At 67.7% G+C, this 17,539-nt stretch carries 15 protein-coding genes; 10 read left to right on the top strand and 5 right to left on the bottom strand.

Annotated elements, in window-relative coordinates; all coding sequences use genetic code 11:
* Positions 1 to 3: 3 nt before the first annotated feature.
* The 4 genes from narH to LE197_RS34505 all read right to left on the bottom strand — a co-directional run bounded on the left by narH (position 4) and on the right by LE197_RS34505 (position 8,131).
* The gene (gene narH, locus LE197_RS34520) at positions 4 to 1,545 is read right to left on the bottom strand and encodes a nitrate reductase subunit beta (RefSeq protein WP_003092958.1); all 1,542 of its coding nucleotides are present in this window, start codon (positions 1,543 to 1,545) and stop codon (positions 4 to 6) included.
* Positions 1,546 to 1,556: 11 nt separating this feature from the next.
* On the bottom strand, positions 1,557 to 5,342 hold the full coding sequence (locus LE197_RS34515; RefSeq protein WP_003092960.1) for a nitrate reductase subunit alpha: 3,786 nt from the start codon (positions 5,340 to 5,342) through the stop codon (positions 1,557 to 1,559).
* Between the two features lie 75 nt (positions 5,343 to 5,417).
* Positions 5,418 to 6,824 carry a nitrate/nitrite transporter NarK2 gene (narK2, locus tag LE197_RS34510; RefSeq protein ID WP_023088087.1) on the bottom strand — a complete coding sequence of 469 codons (1,407 nt, stop codon included), beginning with the start codon at positions 6,822 to 6,824 and terminating at the stop codon, positions 5,418 to 5,420.
* 11 nt (positions 6,825 to 6,835) lie between these two features.
* Positions 6,836 to 8,131 carry a nitrate/nitrite transporter gene (locus LE197_RS34505; RefSeq protein WP_073666529.1) on the bottom strand — a complete coding sequence of 432 codons (1,296 nt, stop codon included), beginning with the start codon at positions 8,129 to 8,131 and terminating at the stop codon, positions 6,836 to 6,838.
* Positions 8,132 to 8,305: 174 nt separating this feature from the next.
* On the opposite strand from LE197_RS34505, the gene narX reads away from it, so the two are divergent.
* The 10 genes from narX to LE197_RS34455 all read left to right on the top strand — a co-directional run bounded on the left by narX (position 8,306) and on the right by LE197_RS34455 (position 16,065).
* Positions 8,306 to 10,174: a two-component system sensor histidine kinase NarX gene (gene narX / locus LE197_RS34500; protein ID WP_003105296.1), complete on the top strand. Its 1,869-nt coding sequence runs from the start codon at positions 8,306 to 8,308 to the stop codon at positions 10,172 to 10,174.
* Entirely contained in the window at positions 10,171 to 10,830 is a 660-nt protein-coding gene (gene narL, locus LE197_RS34495; protein WP_003092968.1) for a two-component system response regulator NarL, read from the top strand. Before narX ends, narL begins: the two co-directional genes overlap by 4 nt.
* Before the next feature lie 84 nt (positions 10,831 to 10,914).
* Positions 10,915 to 11,310, top strand: coding sequence for an anaerobic/virulence modulator AnvM (gene anvM, locus LE197_RS34490; protein WP_003092971.1), 396 nt, complete (start codon positions 10,915 to 10,917; stop codon positions 11,308 to 11,310).
* Positions 11,311 to 11,481: 171 nt separating this feature from the next.
* Positions 11,482 to 11,946 (top strand): hypothetical protein, encoded by a 465-nt coding sequence (locus tag LE197_RS34485; RefSeq protein WP_003092973.1) that lies wholly within the window; start codon positions 11,482 to 11,484, stop codon positions 11,944 to 11,946.
* 15 nt (positions 11,947 to 11,961) lie between these two features.
* A complete protein-coding gene (locus LE197_RS34480) occupies positions 11,962 to 12,711 on the top strand; it encodes a class I SAM-dependent methyltransferase (protein WP_023117152.1) in 750 nt (249 codons plus the stop codon).
* 86 nt (positions 12,712 to 12,797) lie between these two features.
* A complete protein-coding gene (locus LE197_RS34475) occupies positions 12,798 to 13,628 on the top strand; it encodes an SDR family oxidoreductase (RefSeq protein ID WP_004351549.1) in 831 nt (276 codons plus the stop codon).
* A gap of 20 nt (positions 13,629 to 13,648) precedes the next feature.
* Positions 13,649 to 14,035, top strand: coding sequence for a hypothetical protein (locus tag LE197_RS34470; RefSeq protein WP_003113771.1), 387 nt, complete (start codon positions 13,649 to 13,651; stop codon positions 14,033 to 14,035).
* Positions 14,036 to 14,129: 94 nt separating this feature from the next.
* Positions 14,130 to 14,786: a tyrosine phosphatase TpbA gene (tpbA, locus tag LE197_RS34465; RefSeq protein WP_003105672.1), complete on the top strand. Its 657-nt coding sequence runs from the start codon at positions 14,130 to 14,132 to the stop codon at positions 14,784 to 14,786.
* 104 nt (positions 14,787 to 14,890) lie between these two features.
* Positions 14,891 to 15,790: a TIGR01459 family HAD-type hydrolase gene (locus LE197_RS34460; protein WP_003118288.1), complete on the top strand. Its 900-nt coding sequence runs from the start codon at positions 14,891 to 14,893 to the stop codon at positions 15,788 to 15,790.
* 29 nt (positions 15,791 to 15,819) lie between these two features.
* Complete coding sequence (locus LE197_RS34455) at positions 15,820 to 16,065, top strand: YgjV family protein (protein WP_003092978.1); 246 nt, start codon at positions 15,820 to 15,822, stop codon at positions 16,063 to 16,065.
* Positions 16,066 to 16,123: 58 nt separating this feature from the next.
* Here LE197_RS34455 and LE197_RS34450 read toward each other — a convergent pair whose 3' ends face one another.
* The gene (locus LE197_RS34450) at positions 16,124 to 17,398 is read right to left on the bottom strand and encodes a cation:proton antiporter (RefSeq protein WP_003105667.1); all 1,275 of its coding nucleotides are present in this window, start codon (positions 17,396 to 17,398) and stop codon (positions 16,124 to 16,126) included.
* Positions 17,399 to 17,539: the final 141 nt, after the last annotated feature.

Raw genomic sequence — 17,539 nt, 5'->3', positions numbered from 1 at the left:
CGCTCACTCCTGGATCTGCACGACCTGGATCACGTCGCGGCGGTTGGTCGGCTTGCCGCCGAACAGGTTGACGGCGGAGTTGCTGCCGCCGGAACAGCCGTTGCCGAAGCTGAAGCCGCAGCCGGAACGCTCGGCGAAGGCATCGGAAAGCGCTTCCTCGCGGTGCGCGCTGGGGATCACGAAGCGATCCTCGTAGTTGGCGATGGCCAGGTAGCGGTACATCTCCTCCACCTGCTCCACGCTCAACCCGACCTTGGCCAGCACCTCCAGGTCCTGGCGGCCTTCGACGTGCTCGGCGCGCTTGTAGGCGCGCATCGCCAGCAGGCGCTTGAGCGCCAGCAGCACCGGCGCGGTGTCGCCGGCGGTGAGCAGGTTGGCCAGGTACTGCACGGGGATGCGCAGCGACTCGACGTCCGGGATCACCCCGTCGCTGCCGATGTGCCCCTCGGCGGCGGCGTTCTGGATCGGCGACAGCGGCGGCACGTACCAGACCATCGGCAGCGTGCGGTATTCCGGGTGCAGCGGCAGGGCCAGCTTCCAGTCCATCGCCAGCTTGTACACCGGCGACTTCTGCGCCGCCTCGATGACGCTGTCGGCCACCCCGTCCTTGCGCGCCTGGGCGATCACCGCCGGGTCGAACGGATCGAGGAAGATCTCCAGTTGCTTCTCGTACAGCTCGCGCTCGTTCTCGCAACTGGCCACTTCGTGGATGCGGTCGGCGTCGTAGAGCAGCACGCCGAGGTAGCGGATGCGCCCGACGCAGGTCTCCGAGCAGACGGTGGGCTGGCCGGCCTCGATGCGCGGGTAGCAGAAGATGCACTTCTCGGACTTGCCGCTCTTCCAGTTGAAGTAGATCTTCTTGTACGGGCAGCCGGAGATGCACATCCGCCAGCCGCGGCACTTGTCCTGGTCGATCAGGACGATGCCGTCCTCCTCGCGCTTGTAGATCGCCCCGCTCGGGCAGGACGCCACGCACGCCGGGTTCAGGCAGTGCTCGCAGAGGCGCGGCAGGTACATCATGAAGGTGTTCTCGTACTCACCGTAGATGTCCGCCTGGACCTGGTCGAAGTTCTTGTCCTTGCGCCGCTTGGCGAACTCGGTGCCGAGGATCTCCTCCCAGTTCGGGCCCCACTCGATCTTCTCCATGCGCTGCCCGGAGACCAGCGAGCGCGGGCGCGCCACCGGCTGGTGCTCGGCCTTGGGCGCGGTATGCAGGTGCTGGTAGTCGAAGTCGAACGGTTCGTAGTAGTCGTCGATCTCGGGCAGGTCCGGGTTGGCGAAGATGTTCGCCAGCACGCGGAACTTGCCGCCGATGCGCGGGCGGATCGAACCGTCTGCCGCGCGCACCCAGCCGCCCTTCCACTTCTCCTGGTTTTCCCATTCCTTCGGGTAGCCGATCCCGGGCTTGGTCTCGACGTTGTTGAACCAGGCGTACTCCATGCCTTCGCGGCTGGTCCAGACGTTCTTGCAGGTGATCGAGCAGGTGTGGCAACCGATGCATTTGTCGAGGTTCAGCACCATGCCGACTTGCGAACGAATTTTCATGGCGTCTCTCCTCAAATGTCCTGGGGCAGCGGTTGCGGCAGGGCGTCGCCGCCGAGTCCGCCGTGGCGGGGTTCGTCCAGCCAGTCGACCTTGCTCATCTTGCGCACCACGACGAACTCGTCGCGGTTGCAGCCGACCGTGCCGTAGTAGTTGAAGCCCCAGGCCTGCTGGGCGTAGCCGCCGATCATGTGGGTCGGCTTGAGCACCACGCGGGTCACCGAGTTGTGGTGGCCGCCACGGGTGCCGGTGGTCTCGCTGCCGGGTACGTTCACGATGCGTTCCTGGGCGTGGTACATCATCACCATGCCGTCCTTGACCCGCTGGCTGACCACCGCGCGGCAGGTCGCCGCGCCGTTGGCGTTGAACACCTCGACCCAGTCGTTATCGACGATCCCGGCCTTGGCCGCGTCGTGCTCGCTGAGCCAGATGATCGGACCGCCGCGCGACAGGGTGAGCATCAGCAGGTTGTCGCTGTAGGTGGAGTGGATGCCCCATTTCTGGTGCGGGGTGATCCAGTTCAGGGTGATCTCCGGGTTGCCGTTGGGCTTCCTGTTCAACAGTTTCTCGGTGGTCCGGGTGTTGACCGGCGGCCGGTAGCTGACGAAGCCTTCGCCGAACGCCTGCATCCACGGGTGATCCTGGTAGAACTGCTGGCGACCGGTGATGGTGCGCCACGGGATCAGCTCGTGGACGTTGGTGTAGCCGGCGTTGTAGCTGACGTGCTCGTCCTCGAGGCCGGACCAGGTCGGGCTGGAGATGATCTTGCGCGGCTGCACCTGGATGTCGCGGAAGCGGATCTTCTCGTCTTCCTTGGGCAGCGCCAGGTGGGCGTGCTCGCGGCCGGTGATCTTCGACAGCGCTTCCCAGGCCTTGACCGCGACCTGGCCGTTGGTTTCCGGAGCCAGGGCGAGGACCACCTCGGCGGCGTCGATGGCGCTGTCGATACGCGGCCGGCCCTGGCTGACGCCGCTCTCGACCACGCGATGGTTGAGGTCGCCGACCAGCTTCACTTCCTTCTCGGTGTTCCAGCCGATGCCCTTGCCGCCGTTGCCCAGCTTGTCCAGCAGCGGACCGAGCGAGGTGAACTTGCGGTAGACGTTCGGGTAGTCGCGCTCGACCAGGTGCAGCGTCGGCAGGTTGCGTCCCGGCATCGGCTCGCACTCGCCCTTCTTCCAGTCATGGCCGTCGCCGCCGAACGGCTGCGCCAGCTCGGTGGGGGTGTCGTGCAGCAGCGGCACCGTGACCAGGTCCTGCTCCACGCCGAGGTGGCCTTCGGCGACGGCGGAGAACTTCTTGGCGATGGCCTTGTAGATCTCCCAGTCGCTCTTGGCTTCCCAGGCCGGATCGGTGGCCGCCGACAGCGGATGGATGAAGGGGTGCATGTCGGAGGTGTTGAGGTCGTCCTTCTCGTACCAGGTAGCGGTCGGCAGGACGATGTCCGAGTACATGCAGGTGGAGGACATGCGGAAGTCCAGGGTGGTGACCAGGTCGAGCTTGCCCTCGGCACCGTCGTCGACCCAGTCGACCTCGGTGGGACGCGGACCGCCGGCCTTGCCGAGGTCATCGTTCATCACCCCGTTCTTCGCCCCGAGCAGGTACTTGAGCATGTACTCGTGGCCCTTGCCGGAGGAGCCCAGCAGGTTGGAGCGCCAGATGAACATGTTGCGCGGGAAGTTCTGCGGATCGTCCGGCGATTCGCTGGCGAAGCGCAGGCCGCCGCTCTTCAGTTCGCGCACCACGTAGTCGGCGACCGGCAGGCCGGCGGCCTCGGCCTCGGCGGCGATGCGCAGCGGGTTGCGGTTCAGTTGCGGCGCCGACGGCAGCCAGCCGAGGCGTTCGGCCTGGATGTTGTAGTCCAGGGCGTGTTCGGCGAAGCGGCTGGCGTCGGCCAGCGGCGACAGCACCTCGTGCATCGACAGCTTCTCGTGGCGCCATTGCGAGCTGTGCAGGTAGAAGAAGCTGGTGCCGTTCATCTGCCGCGGCGGCCGGCTCCAGTCCAGGCCGAAGGCCAGCGGCGCCCAGCCGGTCTGCGGGCGCAGCTTCTCCTGGCCGACATAGTGCGCCCAGCCGCCGCCGCTTTGGCCGATGCAGCCGCACATCATCAGCATGTTGATGACCGCGCGGTAGTTCATGTCCATGTGGTACCAGTGGTTCATCGCCGCGCCGATGATCACCATCGCCTTGCCGCGGGTCTTGTCGGCGCTGTCGGCGAACTCGCGGGCGACCTGCGTCGCGCGCGCCGCCGGAACGCCGGTGATGCGCTCCTGCCAGGCCGGGGTATAGGGCGTGTCGGCGTCCTCGTAGGAGGTCGCCACGTTGTCGCCGCCCAGGCCGCGGTCGATGCTATAGTTGGCCATCTGCAGGTCATAGACGGTGGCCACCCGCAGGCGCTTGCCGTCCGCCGCGACGATCTCGCGGAACGGCACCCGGCGCAGCAGTACCTCGTCGTTGGCGACGCCCTTGAAGTGCGGGTGCTCCTGCCCGGCGAAATACGGGAAGGCCACCTCGCAGGCATGTTCCGGGCCATCGAGCAGCGACAGTTGCAGGCGCGTCTGGTCACCGCTCCTGCCGTCCAGCTCGGCGATGTTCCACTTGCCTGACTCGCCCCAGCGGTAGCCGATGGCGCCGGTGGGCGAGACCAGCCCGCCGCTGCGCTCGTCGTAGGCGATGGTCTTCCACTCGGGGTTGTTGTCCTGGCCGAGGTTGTCCGCCAGGTCGGCGGCGCGCAGGTAGCGGGTCGGCTTGAACGCGCCGCCGGCGTGTTCTTCCAGCAACACCAGCATCGGCATGTCGGTGTACTGGCGGCAGTAGTCGACGAAGTAGGCGCTCGGCCGGTCGAGGTGGAACTCCTTCAGGATCACGTGACCGAAGGCCATGCCCAGCGCGGCGTCGGTGCCCTGCTTGGGGTTGAGCCAGAGGTCGGTGAGCTTGGCCACCTCGGAATAGTCCGGGGTGATGGAGACGGTCTTGGTGCCCTTGTAGCGCACCTCGGTGAAGAAGTGCGCGTCCGGGGTCCGCGTCTGCGGCACGTTGGAGCCCCAGGCGATGATGTAGCTGGAGTTGTACCAGTCGGCCGACTCCGGCACGTCGGTCTGCTCGCCCCAGATCTGCGGGCTGGCCGGCGGCAGGTCGCAGTACCAGTCGTAGAAGCTCAGGCAGACCCCGCCGATCAGCGACAGGTAGCGGGCGCCGGCGGCGTAGCTGACCATCGACATGGCCGGGATCGGCGAGAAGCCGATCACCCGGTCCGGACCGTAGGTCTTGGCGGTGTAGACGTTGGCCGCGGCGATGATCTCGGTGACCTCGTCCCAGCTGGAACGGACGAAGCCGCCCAGGCCGCGCTGGCTCTTGTAGCTCTTCGCCTTGGCGGCGTCCTCGACGATGCTGGCCCAGGCGTTCACCGGGTCGCCGTGCTGCGCCCGCGCCTCGCGCCAGAGCTTGAGCAACGGCTTGCGCACCTTCGGGTACTTCAGGCGGTTGGCGCTGTAGATGTACCAGGAATAGCTGGCCCCGCGCGGGCAGCCGCGCGGCTCGTGGTTGGGCAGGTCCGGACGGGTGCGCGGGTAGTCGGTCTGCTGGGTTTCCCAGGTGATCAGGCCGTTCTTCACGTAGATCTTCCAGGAGCAGGAGCCGGTGCAGTTCACCCCGTGGGTGGAGCGCACGATCTTGTCGTGCTGCCAGCGCTGCCGGTAGGCACCTTCCCAGGCGCGGCTCTCGTTGCTGGTCTCGCCGTGGCCATCGGCGAATTCGCCCTGCTTCTTCTTGAAGAACTGCAGGCGGTCGAGCAGGTGACTCATCTTGATCTCCTCACCCGGTCTGTGCCGGGCGTTACAACGCTAATCAGGGGTTGCCGCGGGCTGCTGCCGACGGACTCAACAGGGACTCTCCGCACCCTTGCGCGCGTACCACCACCAGGTGGCGACGATGCAGCTCAGGTAGTAGGCGATGAACACGTAGAGGGCGCCCTCGGCGCTGCCGGTCATGTGCAGCGAGGTGCCGAACGCCTTCGGGATGAAGAACCCGCCGAAGGCGCCGATGGCGGCGGAGAAGCCGATCACCGCGGCCGACTCCATGCTCGCGTTGCGCGCCGCGCCGGCTTCGTCGGCCCGGCCGTCGCGCACCCGCCGGGCCCACTCGTTGCGGAAGATCACCGGGATCATGCGGAAGGTTGAGCCGTTGCCGATGCCGGCGAAGAAGAACAGCAGGATGAAGGCGCCAAGGAAGCCGAAGAAGTTGCCCTGGCCGCCGTCGCCCGGCAGGAAGGCGATCACCGCGAACACCCCGCCGATCATCAGCGCGTAGTTCCACAGGGTGATCCGCGCGCCGCCGAACTTGTCCGCCAGCCAGCCGCCCAGGGGCCGGCTGAGGGCGCCCACCAGCGGACCGAGGAAGGCGTATTGCAGCGGGTTGACGTCGGGGAACTGGGTCTTGCTGAGCATCGCGAAGCCGGCCGAGAAGCCGATGAACGAGCCGAAGGTGGCCACGTACAGCCAGCACATCAGCCAGTTGTGCTTGCGCTTGAAGATCACCGCCTGGTCGCGGAACGAGGCCTTGGCGTCGGCGATGTCGTTCATCCCGAACCAGGCCGCGACCGATACCACGGCGATGAACGGCACCCAGATCCAGCCGGCGTTCTGCAGCCACAGGCGACCGCCGTCGCCGAGCTGCTGCGGCTCGCCGCCGAAGGCGCCGAACAGGCCGCCGGCCACCGCCAGCGGCACGGCGAACTGCATCACCGAGACGCCGAGGTTGCCGAGCCCGGCATTCAGGCCGAGGGCGGTGCCCTGCTGGCTCTTCGGATAGAAGAAGCTGATATTGGACATGCTCGAGGCGAAGTTGCCGCCGCCGAAGCCGCAGAGCAGCGCGATCAGGGCGAACACCCAGTACGGGGTGCTCGGGTCCTGCACGGCGAAGCCCAGCCAGATGCACGGGATCAGCATCGAGGCGGTGCTCAGGGCGGTCCAGCGACGACCGCCGAAGATCGGCACCATGAACGAATAGAACACCCGCAGGGTGGCGCCGGAGATCGACGGCAGCGCCGCGAGCAGGAACAGCTGGTCGTTGCTGAAGGCGAAGCCGGCGCTGTTCAGGCGCACAGTCACCGTGCTCCAGATCATCCACACGGCGAAGGCGAGCAGCAGCGCGGGGATCGAGATCCACAGGTTGCGGCTGGCGATGCGCTTGCCGTTGCGCGCCCAGAACTCGGGGTCCTCGGGGCGCCAGTCGAGCAGCAGCGGTCCCCGTGCGGCTTTCAGTTGGGTATTGGCGATCATGCCCATGACGGCATTCCTCAGGAGTGGGTGGGAAGGGTGGGAGGAAGGTCGACGTCGGCCGAGGCGGCCTGGCCGTCGATGCGGCGTTGCTGCTTGATCGCGTAGTGCATCCAGACCATGCAGACCACGGTCAGGCCGAACAGCAACATGAAGCAGGAGGAGCGCACGCCGATGTGGTCGGCGGCGTAGCCGAACAGGATCGGCAGGCAGAAGCCGCCGAGGCCGCCGATCACCCCGACCATGCCGCCGACGGTGCCCATGTTGCTCGGGTAGTAGTCGTGGATGATCCGGTACACGCTGGCCTTGCCGAAGCCCTGGGCAATGCCGACGACGAACACCAGGAAGGTGAACAGCCAGACGTTCAGGCCGATGCCCAGGCTGAGGTCGCCCTGGATGCCGTGGATGGTCATGGTGGTCTGCGGGTAGGAGAGGAAGAACAGGCACACCAGGCAGACCCAGAACACGCCCCAGTTCACCGAGCGCGCGCCGTAGTGGTCGCTGAACCAGCCACCGAGGGCGCGGATCAGGCCGGACGGCAGGGTGAACAGCATGGTGATGAAGGACGCGGTCTTCAGGTCCAGGCCGTATTCGGCGATGTAGTACTTCGGCAGCCACAGGGCCAGGGCGACGAAGCCGCCGAAGACGAAGAAGTAGTACAGGCCGAAGCGCCAGACGCGCAGCTCGGCGAGCGGCGCCAGTTGCTTGGCCAGGGTCGGCCGCTGGCTGGCCTCGGCGGCACCCTTGAGGTGCGCCGGATCGGTCCAGGTGAACAGCCAGAACAGCACGGCGGTGACCAGCATGGCTACCGAGTAGACCTGCGGCACCATGCGCCAGCCAAAGGCGACCACGATCACCGGCGCCACCAGGTTGGTGATCGCCGCGCCGGCATTGCCAGCACCGAAGATGCCCATCGCGGTGCCCTGGCGCTCCTTCTCGAACCAGGCCGAGGTGTAGGCGATGCCGACCGCGAAGGAGCCGCCGGCCAGGCCGACGAACAGGCCGAGCACCAGGTAGTGCCAGTACTGGCTGGCGAAGGCCAGGCCGTAGATCGGGATGGCCACCAGCAGCATGTGGATGAAGAACACGATGCGGCCGCCGAAGCGGTCGGTGATCAGGCCCAGCGGCAGGCGCACCAGGGAGCCGGTGAGGATCGGCAGGGCGACCATCAGGCCGAACTGGGATTCGCTCAGGCCGAGCTCGTCCTTGATGCGGATGCCGATGATCGAAAACATCGTCCACACGGCGAAATTCACCGCGAAGGACAAGGTACTCATGCCGAGGACGGAGTACTGTTTCTGACGTAGGGAAGCCATGGCTAAACTCTCTGCACGGACAGCGTTCAGCGAGAGCCTAGGGAAGGTGTTCCTATGCAAATTTGATAGGAATCAATGAAATACCGGCCGTTCCGTGCCTAGATGCGCGCCCCTACCTCGAAAGAGGTACGGCTGAAATTATTGCGCAACTCACTGTTTTAAAAGGCTTTTCTCATGAACAAGGCGACCGCGCCGGACGCTGACCAGCGGGACAGATTCTTTGGAGGTAGTGACAGGGCCGGAAAGCCGATCCTGCGCCGCTCCCTGGTAGTCCGCTTCGGCTGCTACCTCACCCTGCTGGTATCGCTGGCGCTGATCGGGATGTTCAGCGCCCTGCTCTTCGCCGACTACACGCACCAGGACGCCGCGGTGATCAACCACGCCGGCTCGTTGCGCATGCTCACCTACCGGGTCGCCCTGGAGCCCAGCCTGGAAGGCCGCCAGGCGCTGCTCGGGACCCTCGGCGAACGCCTCGACAGCGGCGACATCCGCCGCCTGCTGCAACGCCAGGACGCCGACGACCCGATCCGCCAGTTGCACCAGGAGCTGCGCGAGGGCCTCGCGCGCCTGGACCCGCGCGCGCTGCCCGGACGCGCCGTGCTGGACGCCTACGTCGGCGACATCGACCGTTTCGTCGGCATCCTCCAGGCCAAGGCCGAGCGCCGCTCGCAACTGCTCAGCACGGTGCAGGGCCTGTGCCTGTTCCTCAGCCTGCTGGTGGTGTTCGTCACCCTCTACGACCTCAGCTATCACGTCATCGGCCCGCTGCGCGAACTCACCAGCACCGCCCGCCGCCTGGGCCGCGGCGAGCTGGACGCGCGGGTCACCTACAGCGGCGAGGACGAACTGGCGCAACTGGGCGAGCGCTTCAACCAGATGGCCGGCGAGCTGAAGAGCATCTACGGCGACCTGGAAGAGCGCGTGGAGGACAAGACCCGCGCCCTCTCGCAGAGCCACCAGCGCCTCGAACTGCTCTACGCCAGCGCCCGCCGGCTGGGCGAGAACCCCTACGACAGCCGCACCCTGCAACCGCTGCTGAACCAGTTGGAGAAAGTGCTCGACGCCGGCCGCGTGACCCTCTGCCTGAACAAGGACGGGGTCGAGCGCGCCTACAGTTCGCTGACCACCACCGAGCGCCCGGCGGACTTCTGCCTGCAGGGCGACTGCGGTAGCTGCCGCGAGCAGGCCAGCGCCTGCGACCAACCCTCGTCCCTGGCCCAGCCATTGCTGATGCAGCCCCTGTCCATCGCCGGCCACCGTTTCGGCGAACTGTTCATCGAAAGCCGCAGCGGCCGCCTGGAGAACTGGCAGCAGCAACTGATCGAGACCTTCTGCGACAACATCGCCCGCACCTTCGCCCTGTCCCTGCAACAGGAACAGGAAAGCCGCCTGGCCCTGTTCGCCGAGCGCGGCACCATCGCCCGCGAACTGCACGACTCGCTGGCACAGTCGCTGTCCTACCTGAAGATCCAGGTCAGCCGCCTGGGCACCCTGCTCAAGCGCGAGGCGCCGGCGGAGAAAATCGAGGACACCCTCGACGAACTGCGCGAAGGCCTCAACGGCGCCTACCGGCAACTGCGCGAACTGCTCACCACCTTCCGCCTCAGCCTCGACGAGCCGAGCCTGGAAGCCGCGCTGGGGAACGCCGTGGCCGAGTTCGGCGAGCGCGGCGAGGTGACGATTGAACTGGACAACCGCCTGCAACACGTGCCGCTGAGCCCCAACGAGGAAATCCACGTCCTGCAGATCGTCCGCGAGGCGCTCTCCAACGTGGTTCGCCATTCGCAGGCGCAACGGGCCTGGGTGCGCCTGAGCAGCCAGGCCGACGGCCAGGTGAGCATCGCCGTCGAGGACGATGGCGTCGGCTTTGATCCGCAGCAGAACCGCAGCGGCCACTATGGGCTTACCATCATGCAGGAGCGCGGCCAGACCCTCGGCAGCCAGTTGCGCTTCGAAGCGCGCGCGCCCCACGGCACGCGAGTGCTCTTCAGCTTCGTGCCGACCGCCCTGCAACCCTCCGCCGCCAAGGAGCCGACCCCATGACGGACATGCCAGCCACCGCCGACGAACCGGTTCGCCTGCTGCTGGTGGACGACCATCCGATGATGCGCAAGGGCGTCGCCCAGTTGCTCGAACTGGAAGACGACCTCAGCGTGGTCGGCGAGGCCGGCAGCGGCGAGGAAGCCCTGCGCCTGGCCGCCGAGCTGGACCCGGACATGATCCTGCTGGACCTGAACATGAAGGGCATGAACGGCCTGGACACCCTGCGCGCGTTGCGCGAGGCCGGAGTCGACGCGCGCATCGTGGTGTTCACCGTGTCCGACGACAAGGGCGACGTGGTCAACGTCCTGCGCGCCGGCGCCGACGGCTACCTGCTCAAGGACATGGAGCCGGAGCGCCTGCTCGAGCACATCCGCCAGGCCGCCACCGGACAGATGACCCTCAGCCCGCAGTTGACCCAGATCCTCGCCCAGGCCCTGCGGGGCGACGACCGCTCGAAGAGCCTCGACGAGCTGACCGAGCGCGAACGGCAGATCCTCCGCCAGATCGCCCACGGCTACAGCAACAAGATGATCGCGCGAAAGCTGGACATCACCGAAGGCACGGTGAAGGTCCATGTCAAGCGGGTGCTGCACAAGCTCGGCATGCGTTCGCGGGTCGAGGCCGCGGTGTGGGCGGTGGAGAACGACCTGGTGTGAGCCGCGCGCGGGCTTGATTCCGGTCAAGAAATCCACCGCGGCGCTGCGTCGATACTGGCGGCTTCCTTCCACGAGGCGCCCGTCATGATGTTCGAACGCAGCCCCGACGATCCCCTTCCCCTGGTCTACGCCTGCTCCGGCTGCTCCAACGTGGCGCAACTGGCCAACGATCTCGCGCTGCGCCTGGATCGCGCCCGGCTGGCGGAGATGTCCTGCATCGCCGGAGTCGGCGGCGACGTCCCGCTGCTGGTCCGCCGGGCCCGCTCCGGGCGACCGATCCTGGCCCTCGACGGTTGCCCGCTGCATTGCGTGAAAGGCTGCCTGGCGCGCCACGAGGTAGTCCCGACCCTGCACCTGACCCTCAGCGAACACGGCCTGAAGAAGCGCTACGGCGAGGACTGCGAGGCGCAGGACGCCGAGCGCCTGTTCGTCGAACTGGAGCGTCTGCTGACGCCGGGCGGCAAGCGCCGCTGCGAATGACGGCGAGGCCGGGGGCGGCGGCTATCCCCAGCCTGCCGAAACCCGCATCCCCGCCTTTCGGCCTCCCTCGCGCATATCGCGGCGCCTCCGCCGCGTAAGCGTGCCCGTACCGCCTGCGATACGCAGCAGTGCGCTAGGATGTCCCCTCGGCTTCGAAGAAAGGACATTTCAATGCTGATCGGTGCGCTGCTGGTTCTCACCTGGGTCATCCTCCTCGTCCGATACCCGGCCAAGGCCCTGCCGGTCTCCCTGGCGGCTCTCGCCGGGCTGGGCCTGGTGGCGGCCTGGGTGATCTGGCAGGACAACGACGAAAGCCGCCACCTGCAACGCCAGGAACTGCGCCTGAGCTATGCGCCGGAACGCTGTCCGGTGGACCGGCCGCTGGCGGTCGAACTGAAGAACGGCAGCGACCGTCCGTTGCTGGAGCTACGCTGGAGGATCGCCGCCTACCGCCCCGGCGACAGCGTCAACCTGGCCGACACCAGCTTCGACAGCCCGCGCTACCGGGCGCCGAACGCCCTGCTCGGCGGCGACAGCTGGCACGATTGCCTGCCGCTGCCGCCGCTGCGTCCGGGCTATCGCGCCAGCACCCTGGAATTCCGCGCCGAACGCCTGGACGGGCGTTTCGGCAACTGACCGAGGGAGGACCCGATGGAAACCCGCCGTCTGTTCGACCAGGGCTCCGCTGCCTACGCCAGCGCCCGCCCGCGTTATCCCGATGCGCTCTACCGCCATCTCGCCGGGCTCTGCGGCCAGCGCCGGCGCGCCTGGGACTGCGCCACCGGTACCGGCCAGGCCGCGCTCGGCCTGGCGCAGTACTTCGGCGAAGTCCTCGCCAGCGACACCAGCGCGCAGCAGATCGAACACGCCGTTGTCCATACGGGTATCCGCTACAGCGTGCAGGACGCCGAAGCCACCGACTATCCCGACGCCGCCTTCGACCTGGTCTGCGTAGCCCAGGCCTGGCACTGGTTCGACCATTCGCGCTTCAACCGCGAGCTGCTGCGCGTGCTGCGTCCCGGCGGCGTGTTCGCCGCCTGGGGCTACGGCTGGTTCAGCATCGACGCGCAGATCGATGCCGCCATCGACGAGGAATACCTGCGCCCGATCGGCCCGTACTGGGCGCAACAGAACCGCCTGCTGTGGAACGCCTACCGGGATGTCGAGCTGCCGCTGGGCGAACTCCCCGCGCCGGCCTTCGTCATCGAGCAACAATGGAGCCTGGCCCGGTTGTTCGACTACATGGCCACCTGGTCGGCCAGCCGCCTGTGCCGCGAGGCGCAGGGCAACGCTTTCGTGCGCCAGGCCCTGCAACGGGTCGCCGCGCTCTGGGGCGAGCCGACCTCGACACGCAGGGTTCGCATGCCGCTGGCGCTGCGGATCGCGCGCAAGGACGCCTGACCGAGCCTTCGAGCGGTTTTCCGCGGCCGGCGAATCCAGTACGGTAGGCCGCCCTCCTTCCAACTCCCAGCCAAGGAACGCTGCCCATGAGCCAACCCGTCGCCTTCGTCACCGGCTGCTCCAGCGGCATCGGCCGCGCCCTCGCCGACGCCTTCCAGCGCGCCGGCTACCGGGTCTGGGCCAGCGCGCGCAAGGAGGACGACGTGCGTGCCCTGGCCGAGGCCGGCTTCCAGGCGGTGCAACTGGACGTCAACGACGCCGCCGCGCTGGCCCGTCTGGCCGAGGAACTGGAAGTCGAAGCCGCCGGCCTCGACGTGCTGGTCAACAACGCCGGCTACGGCGCCATGGGTCCGCTGCTGGACGGCGGCGTCGAAGCCATGCGCCGGCAGTTCGAGACCAACGTGTTCGCCGTGGTCGGCGTGACCCGCGCGCTGTTCCCGCTACTGAGGCGCAAGTCCGGCCTGGTGGTGAACGTCGGCAGCGTCTCCGGCGTGCTGGTCACGCCCTTCGCCGGCGCCTACTGCGCCTCCAAGGCCGCGGTGCATGCGCTGAGCGATGCCCTGCGCCTGGAGCTGGCACCGTTCGGCGTCGAGGTGCTGGAAGTGCAGCCGGGCGCCATCGCCTCGAACTTCGGCGCCAGCGCCAGCCGCGAGCTGGACAGCGTGGTCGACGAACGCTCGCCCTGGTGGCCGTTGCGCCGGCAGATCCAGGCGCGCGCCGCGGCATCCCAGGACAATCCCACGTCCGCCGAAGACTTCGCCCGCCAGTTGCTAGCCGCCGTGCAGCGCCGTCCGCGCCCGCCGCTGGTGCGCATCGGCAATGGCAGCCGGGCCCTGCCGGCGCTGGCCCGCTGGCTACCGCGCGGCCTGCTGGAGCGGCTGCTGAAGAAGCGCTTCGGTCTCGACACGCGCCTCTGAAACCGCCAGGAGATACCGCCATGGGCGACCGCCTTGCCGTACCCATCCGCTACTACGCCCTGGCCGGGATCGCCGCGGCGATCCTGCTCAACGTGCTGCTGCGCGGGGTGGTCCGCTTCGGCGGCCTGCCGGCCAGCCTGCTGATCGCCGCGCTGGTCGCCGGCGGCCTGGCCTGGTGGTTCGCCCGTGCGCAGCGGCGCTGGCCGACCTGGGGCGAGCGCTTGCGCCTGGTCGCCCTGTATGGCGGAGTGCTCGGGGTCCTTTACCTGCTGCTGGTCGGCCTCGCCTCGCTGAAAGGCGATCCCAGCCCGGCGGCACTGCTCATCGTGGTGCTGCACTACCTGTGCTATCCGGCGCTGTTGCTGGTGTTCTTCTCCGGCAGGGTCTATGGATTCTTCCTGCGCTGACAGGTGAGGCTGCCTCAACGAATTCTTCACATTCTCTTCAGCTCGGCTTGACCCGCCCTCGCCTAGTGTTGGCCACCCACCGCACGAGGCCGACATGCACCGTTCACCGCTCGCCTGGCTCCGCCTGCTCCTCGCCGCCGTGCTCGGCGCCTTCCTGCTCGGCGGCCCGCTGCATGCCGCCGAGACTGCCGCCACGCGTTCGCCAGCCTGGGCGCAAGCGGTCGACCCGTCGATCAACCTCTACCGCATGAGCCCCACCCTCTATCGCAGCGCGCTGCCCAACGCACAGAGCGTCGCGCTGCTGCAACGCCTGCAGGTGAAGACGGTGGTCAGCTTCATCAAGGACGACGACCGCGCCTGGCTGGGCCAGGCTCCGGTGCGGGTGCTCAGCCTGCCGACCCACGCCGACCGGGTCGACGACGCCGAGGTGCTCAGCGTCCTCCGCCAGTTGCAGGCCGCCGAGCGCGAAGGCCCGGTACTGATGCACTGCAAGCACGGCAACAACCGCACCGGACTGTTCGCCGCCATGTACCGCATCGTCGTGCAGGGCTGGGACAAGCAGGCCGCGCTGGAGGAAATGCAGCACGGCGGTTTCGGCGACGAGGACGACATGCGCGACGCCAGCGCCTATGTGCGCGGCGCCGACGTCGACGGCCTGCGCCTGGCGATGGCCAACGGCGAATGCAGCCCGTCGCGCTTCGCCGTCTGCCATGTGCGCGAGTGGATGGCCCAGGCGCTCGACCGGCCGTAAACACGCGCAGGGCCGAAAGGCTTGGTCCCGTCACGCAAGTTTGGCACCCTTGGGACTCGCCGCCGCACGCGGCGGCCCACTTCGACAGCCGCGACGAGACTCCCATGAGCGATGCCCCGACCTCCCCGCGCTTCAGCGCCGCCACCAGCACCCGCCTGCTCGACCATGCGCAACTGGAGGCGCTCTGCGCCGACTATGACGGCTTCCTTCTCGATCTCTGGGGCGTAGTGATGGACGGCGCCGAGGCGTTCCCCGGCGCCCTTGCCTGGCTCGCCCGGCGGCACGCCGAAGGCCGCCCGGTCTGGTTCCTCAGCAACTCGTCCAGCAGCGTGGCGGAAATGAGCGCCGGGCTCGAGCGCCTGGGCATCCGGCGCGACTGGTTCGCCGGCATCACCACGTCCGGCCAGTTGACCATCGACGCCCTGCTGCAAACCGCCGAATACCGGCGTGGCGGTATCTACCTGGCCGGCGTCGGCCTGGCCCAGCAGAGCTGGCCGGCGGAAATCCGCGAGCGCTTCGTCGAGGACATCGCCCAGGCGGCGCTGATCGTCGGCGTCGGCAGCTTTCCCCAGGATGAACTGGAACAGCGCTTCGCGCCCCTGCGCGGCGCCACCGACCTACCGTTCCTCTGCGCCAACCCGGACCGCGTGGTGGTTTCCGGCGGCCGCACGGTATACGGCGCGGGCATGCTCGCCGAGCTGTTCAGCGAGGAAGGCGGCCAGGTCAGCTGGTACGGCAAGCCCGACCCGGCGGCCTTCCGCATCGCCCAGCGGCAACTGGAAGCGCGCGGCGCGCGGCACATCCTGTTCGTCGGCGACTCGCTGGTGACCGACGTCCCCGGCGCCCTCGCCGCGCGCATCGATACGCTCTGGCTGGGCGCCACCGGCATCCACCGCGAAGCCCTGGGCGCCGAGTTCAACGGAGCACTCGACGAGGAGCGGGTCAGGTCGCTGCTGCACGGCTATCCGATCCGACCGCACTTTGCCGCGCCAGGGCTGGTCTGACCCTCAAAGGTCGGAAAAAGGATGCACGCATGCACTGGCTGGACTACCTGCAATGGCCCGCCATGCTGGTCACGGTGGTGGCCGCCTGGCTGGTGGCGTCGGCGCATCGGCGAAGACGCAAGGTCGGCTTCTGGGTGTTCCTCGCCAGCAACCTGCTGTGGATCGCCTGGGGCCTGTACGCCCAGGCCTATGCGCTGATCCTGCTGCAGGTCTGCCTGGCGGCGATGAACCTGCGCGGCACCCATCGCAACGAAGCGCCACAGGACAGCGCCTGATGGCCGCCAACGAAAACGCCCGCCATGACGGCGGGCGCTCGCTTTGCGAAGGCTGCGCTCAGTGCGCCCCCTCGCTTTTCTCCAGCGGCTGGCCGGCGTAGATACGACGCACCAGCGGGCCGATGGAAAGCCCCTGGAGCAGGATCGATACCAGCACCACGATGTAGGTCAGGCTGAGGATCAGGTCGCGCTCCGGCCCCAACGGCAGGGACAGCGCCAGCGCCACCGAGACGCCGCCGCGCAGCCCACCCCAGACCAGGATGCGGATGGTGCCCGCCGGTACCTGCCGGTTGGCGCCACGGAAACGGCGCAGGACCAGGATCGCCGGGCCCACCGTGAGCAGGCGCGAGACCAGCACCGCGCCGCCTAGGGCGAAGGCCGCCGCCACGTGCAGCCAGGAGAACGGCAACAGCAGCAGCTCCAGGCCGATCAGGGCGAACAGCAGGGCGTTGAGGATCTCGTCGATCAGTTCCCAGAACTTGTCCACGTAGCGCCGGGTCTCGTCCGACATCGCGTAGTGGCGTCCGTGGTTGCCGATGATCAGCCCGGCCACCACCATCGCGATCGGCGCCGATACGTGCAGGCGCGCGGCCAGCGCGGCACCGCCGATGACCAGGGCGAGGGTCAGCATGACCTCCACCTGGTACTGGTCGATGCCGCGCATCATCACGAACACGCCGTAGCCGAGCACCGCACCGAAGACCACGCCGCCGATGGCTTCCTGGACGAAGAGGATCGCCGTGGCGCTGACCGTGGGCGCCTCGCCGAGCTGGAGGATGCCGAGGATGATGGCGAACACCACCACCGCGGTGCCGTCGTTGAACAACGACTCGCCGACGATGGTGGTCGCCAGCGGTTTCGGCGCGCCGGCGGACTTGAGGATGCCGAGCACGGCAATGGGGTCGGTCGGCGAGATCAGCGCGCCGAACAGCAGGCAGTAGATGAAATCCACCTGCCAGCCGAACAGCGGGAAGGTGTAGTAGGCCAGGCCACCGATGACGAAGGTGGCGATCAGCACCCCGGCGGTGGCCAGCAGGCCGATCGGCCACTTGTAGCTGCGCAGGTCGGAGAGGTCGACGTGCAGTGCGCCGGCGAACAGCAGCGCGGGCAGGAACCAGGTCATCAGCACTTCGGAGAAGTCGATGCGGCGGATGATTTCCTGCATCTCCACCTCGAGGATCGGATAGCCCAGTTCCGACAGCCCCTGGACGATCAGCGAGAACACCAGCGCCGTGGCCATCACGCCGATGGTCGGCGGCAGGCGGATGAAGCGGTAGTTCACGTAGGTGAGCAAGGTGGTCAAGGCAATGAATGCCGCGACGAGATCGAGCATGACGCGGGGTACTCCCTTAGCAGAAGGTAAAACACCTACCCCAAAAGGCCGATCCGTGAACCGTGGGGTGCGAATGTCTGGAAAAGCCCGAGAAAATTTCGGAACCCGCATCATAACCGCAGAAAAGCCCTGGACGTCCAG

Origin of the sequence: Pseudomonas sp. PS1(2021) (assembly GCF_020405165.1) — a bacterium.
Classification (GTDB): Bacteria; Pseudomonadota; Gammaproteobacteria; order Pseudomonadales; family Pseudomonadaceae; genus Pseudomonas; species Pseudomonas aeruginosa.
This window is presented reverse-complemented; position numbering and strand designations above follow the sequence as displayed.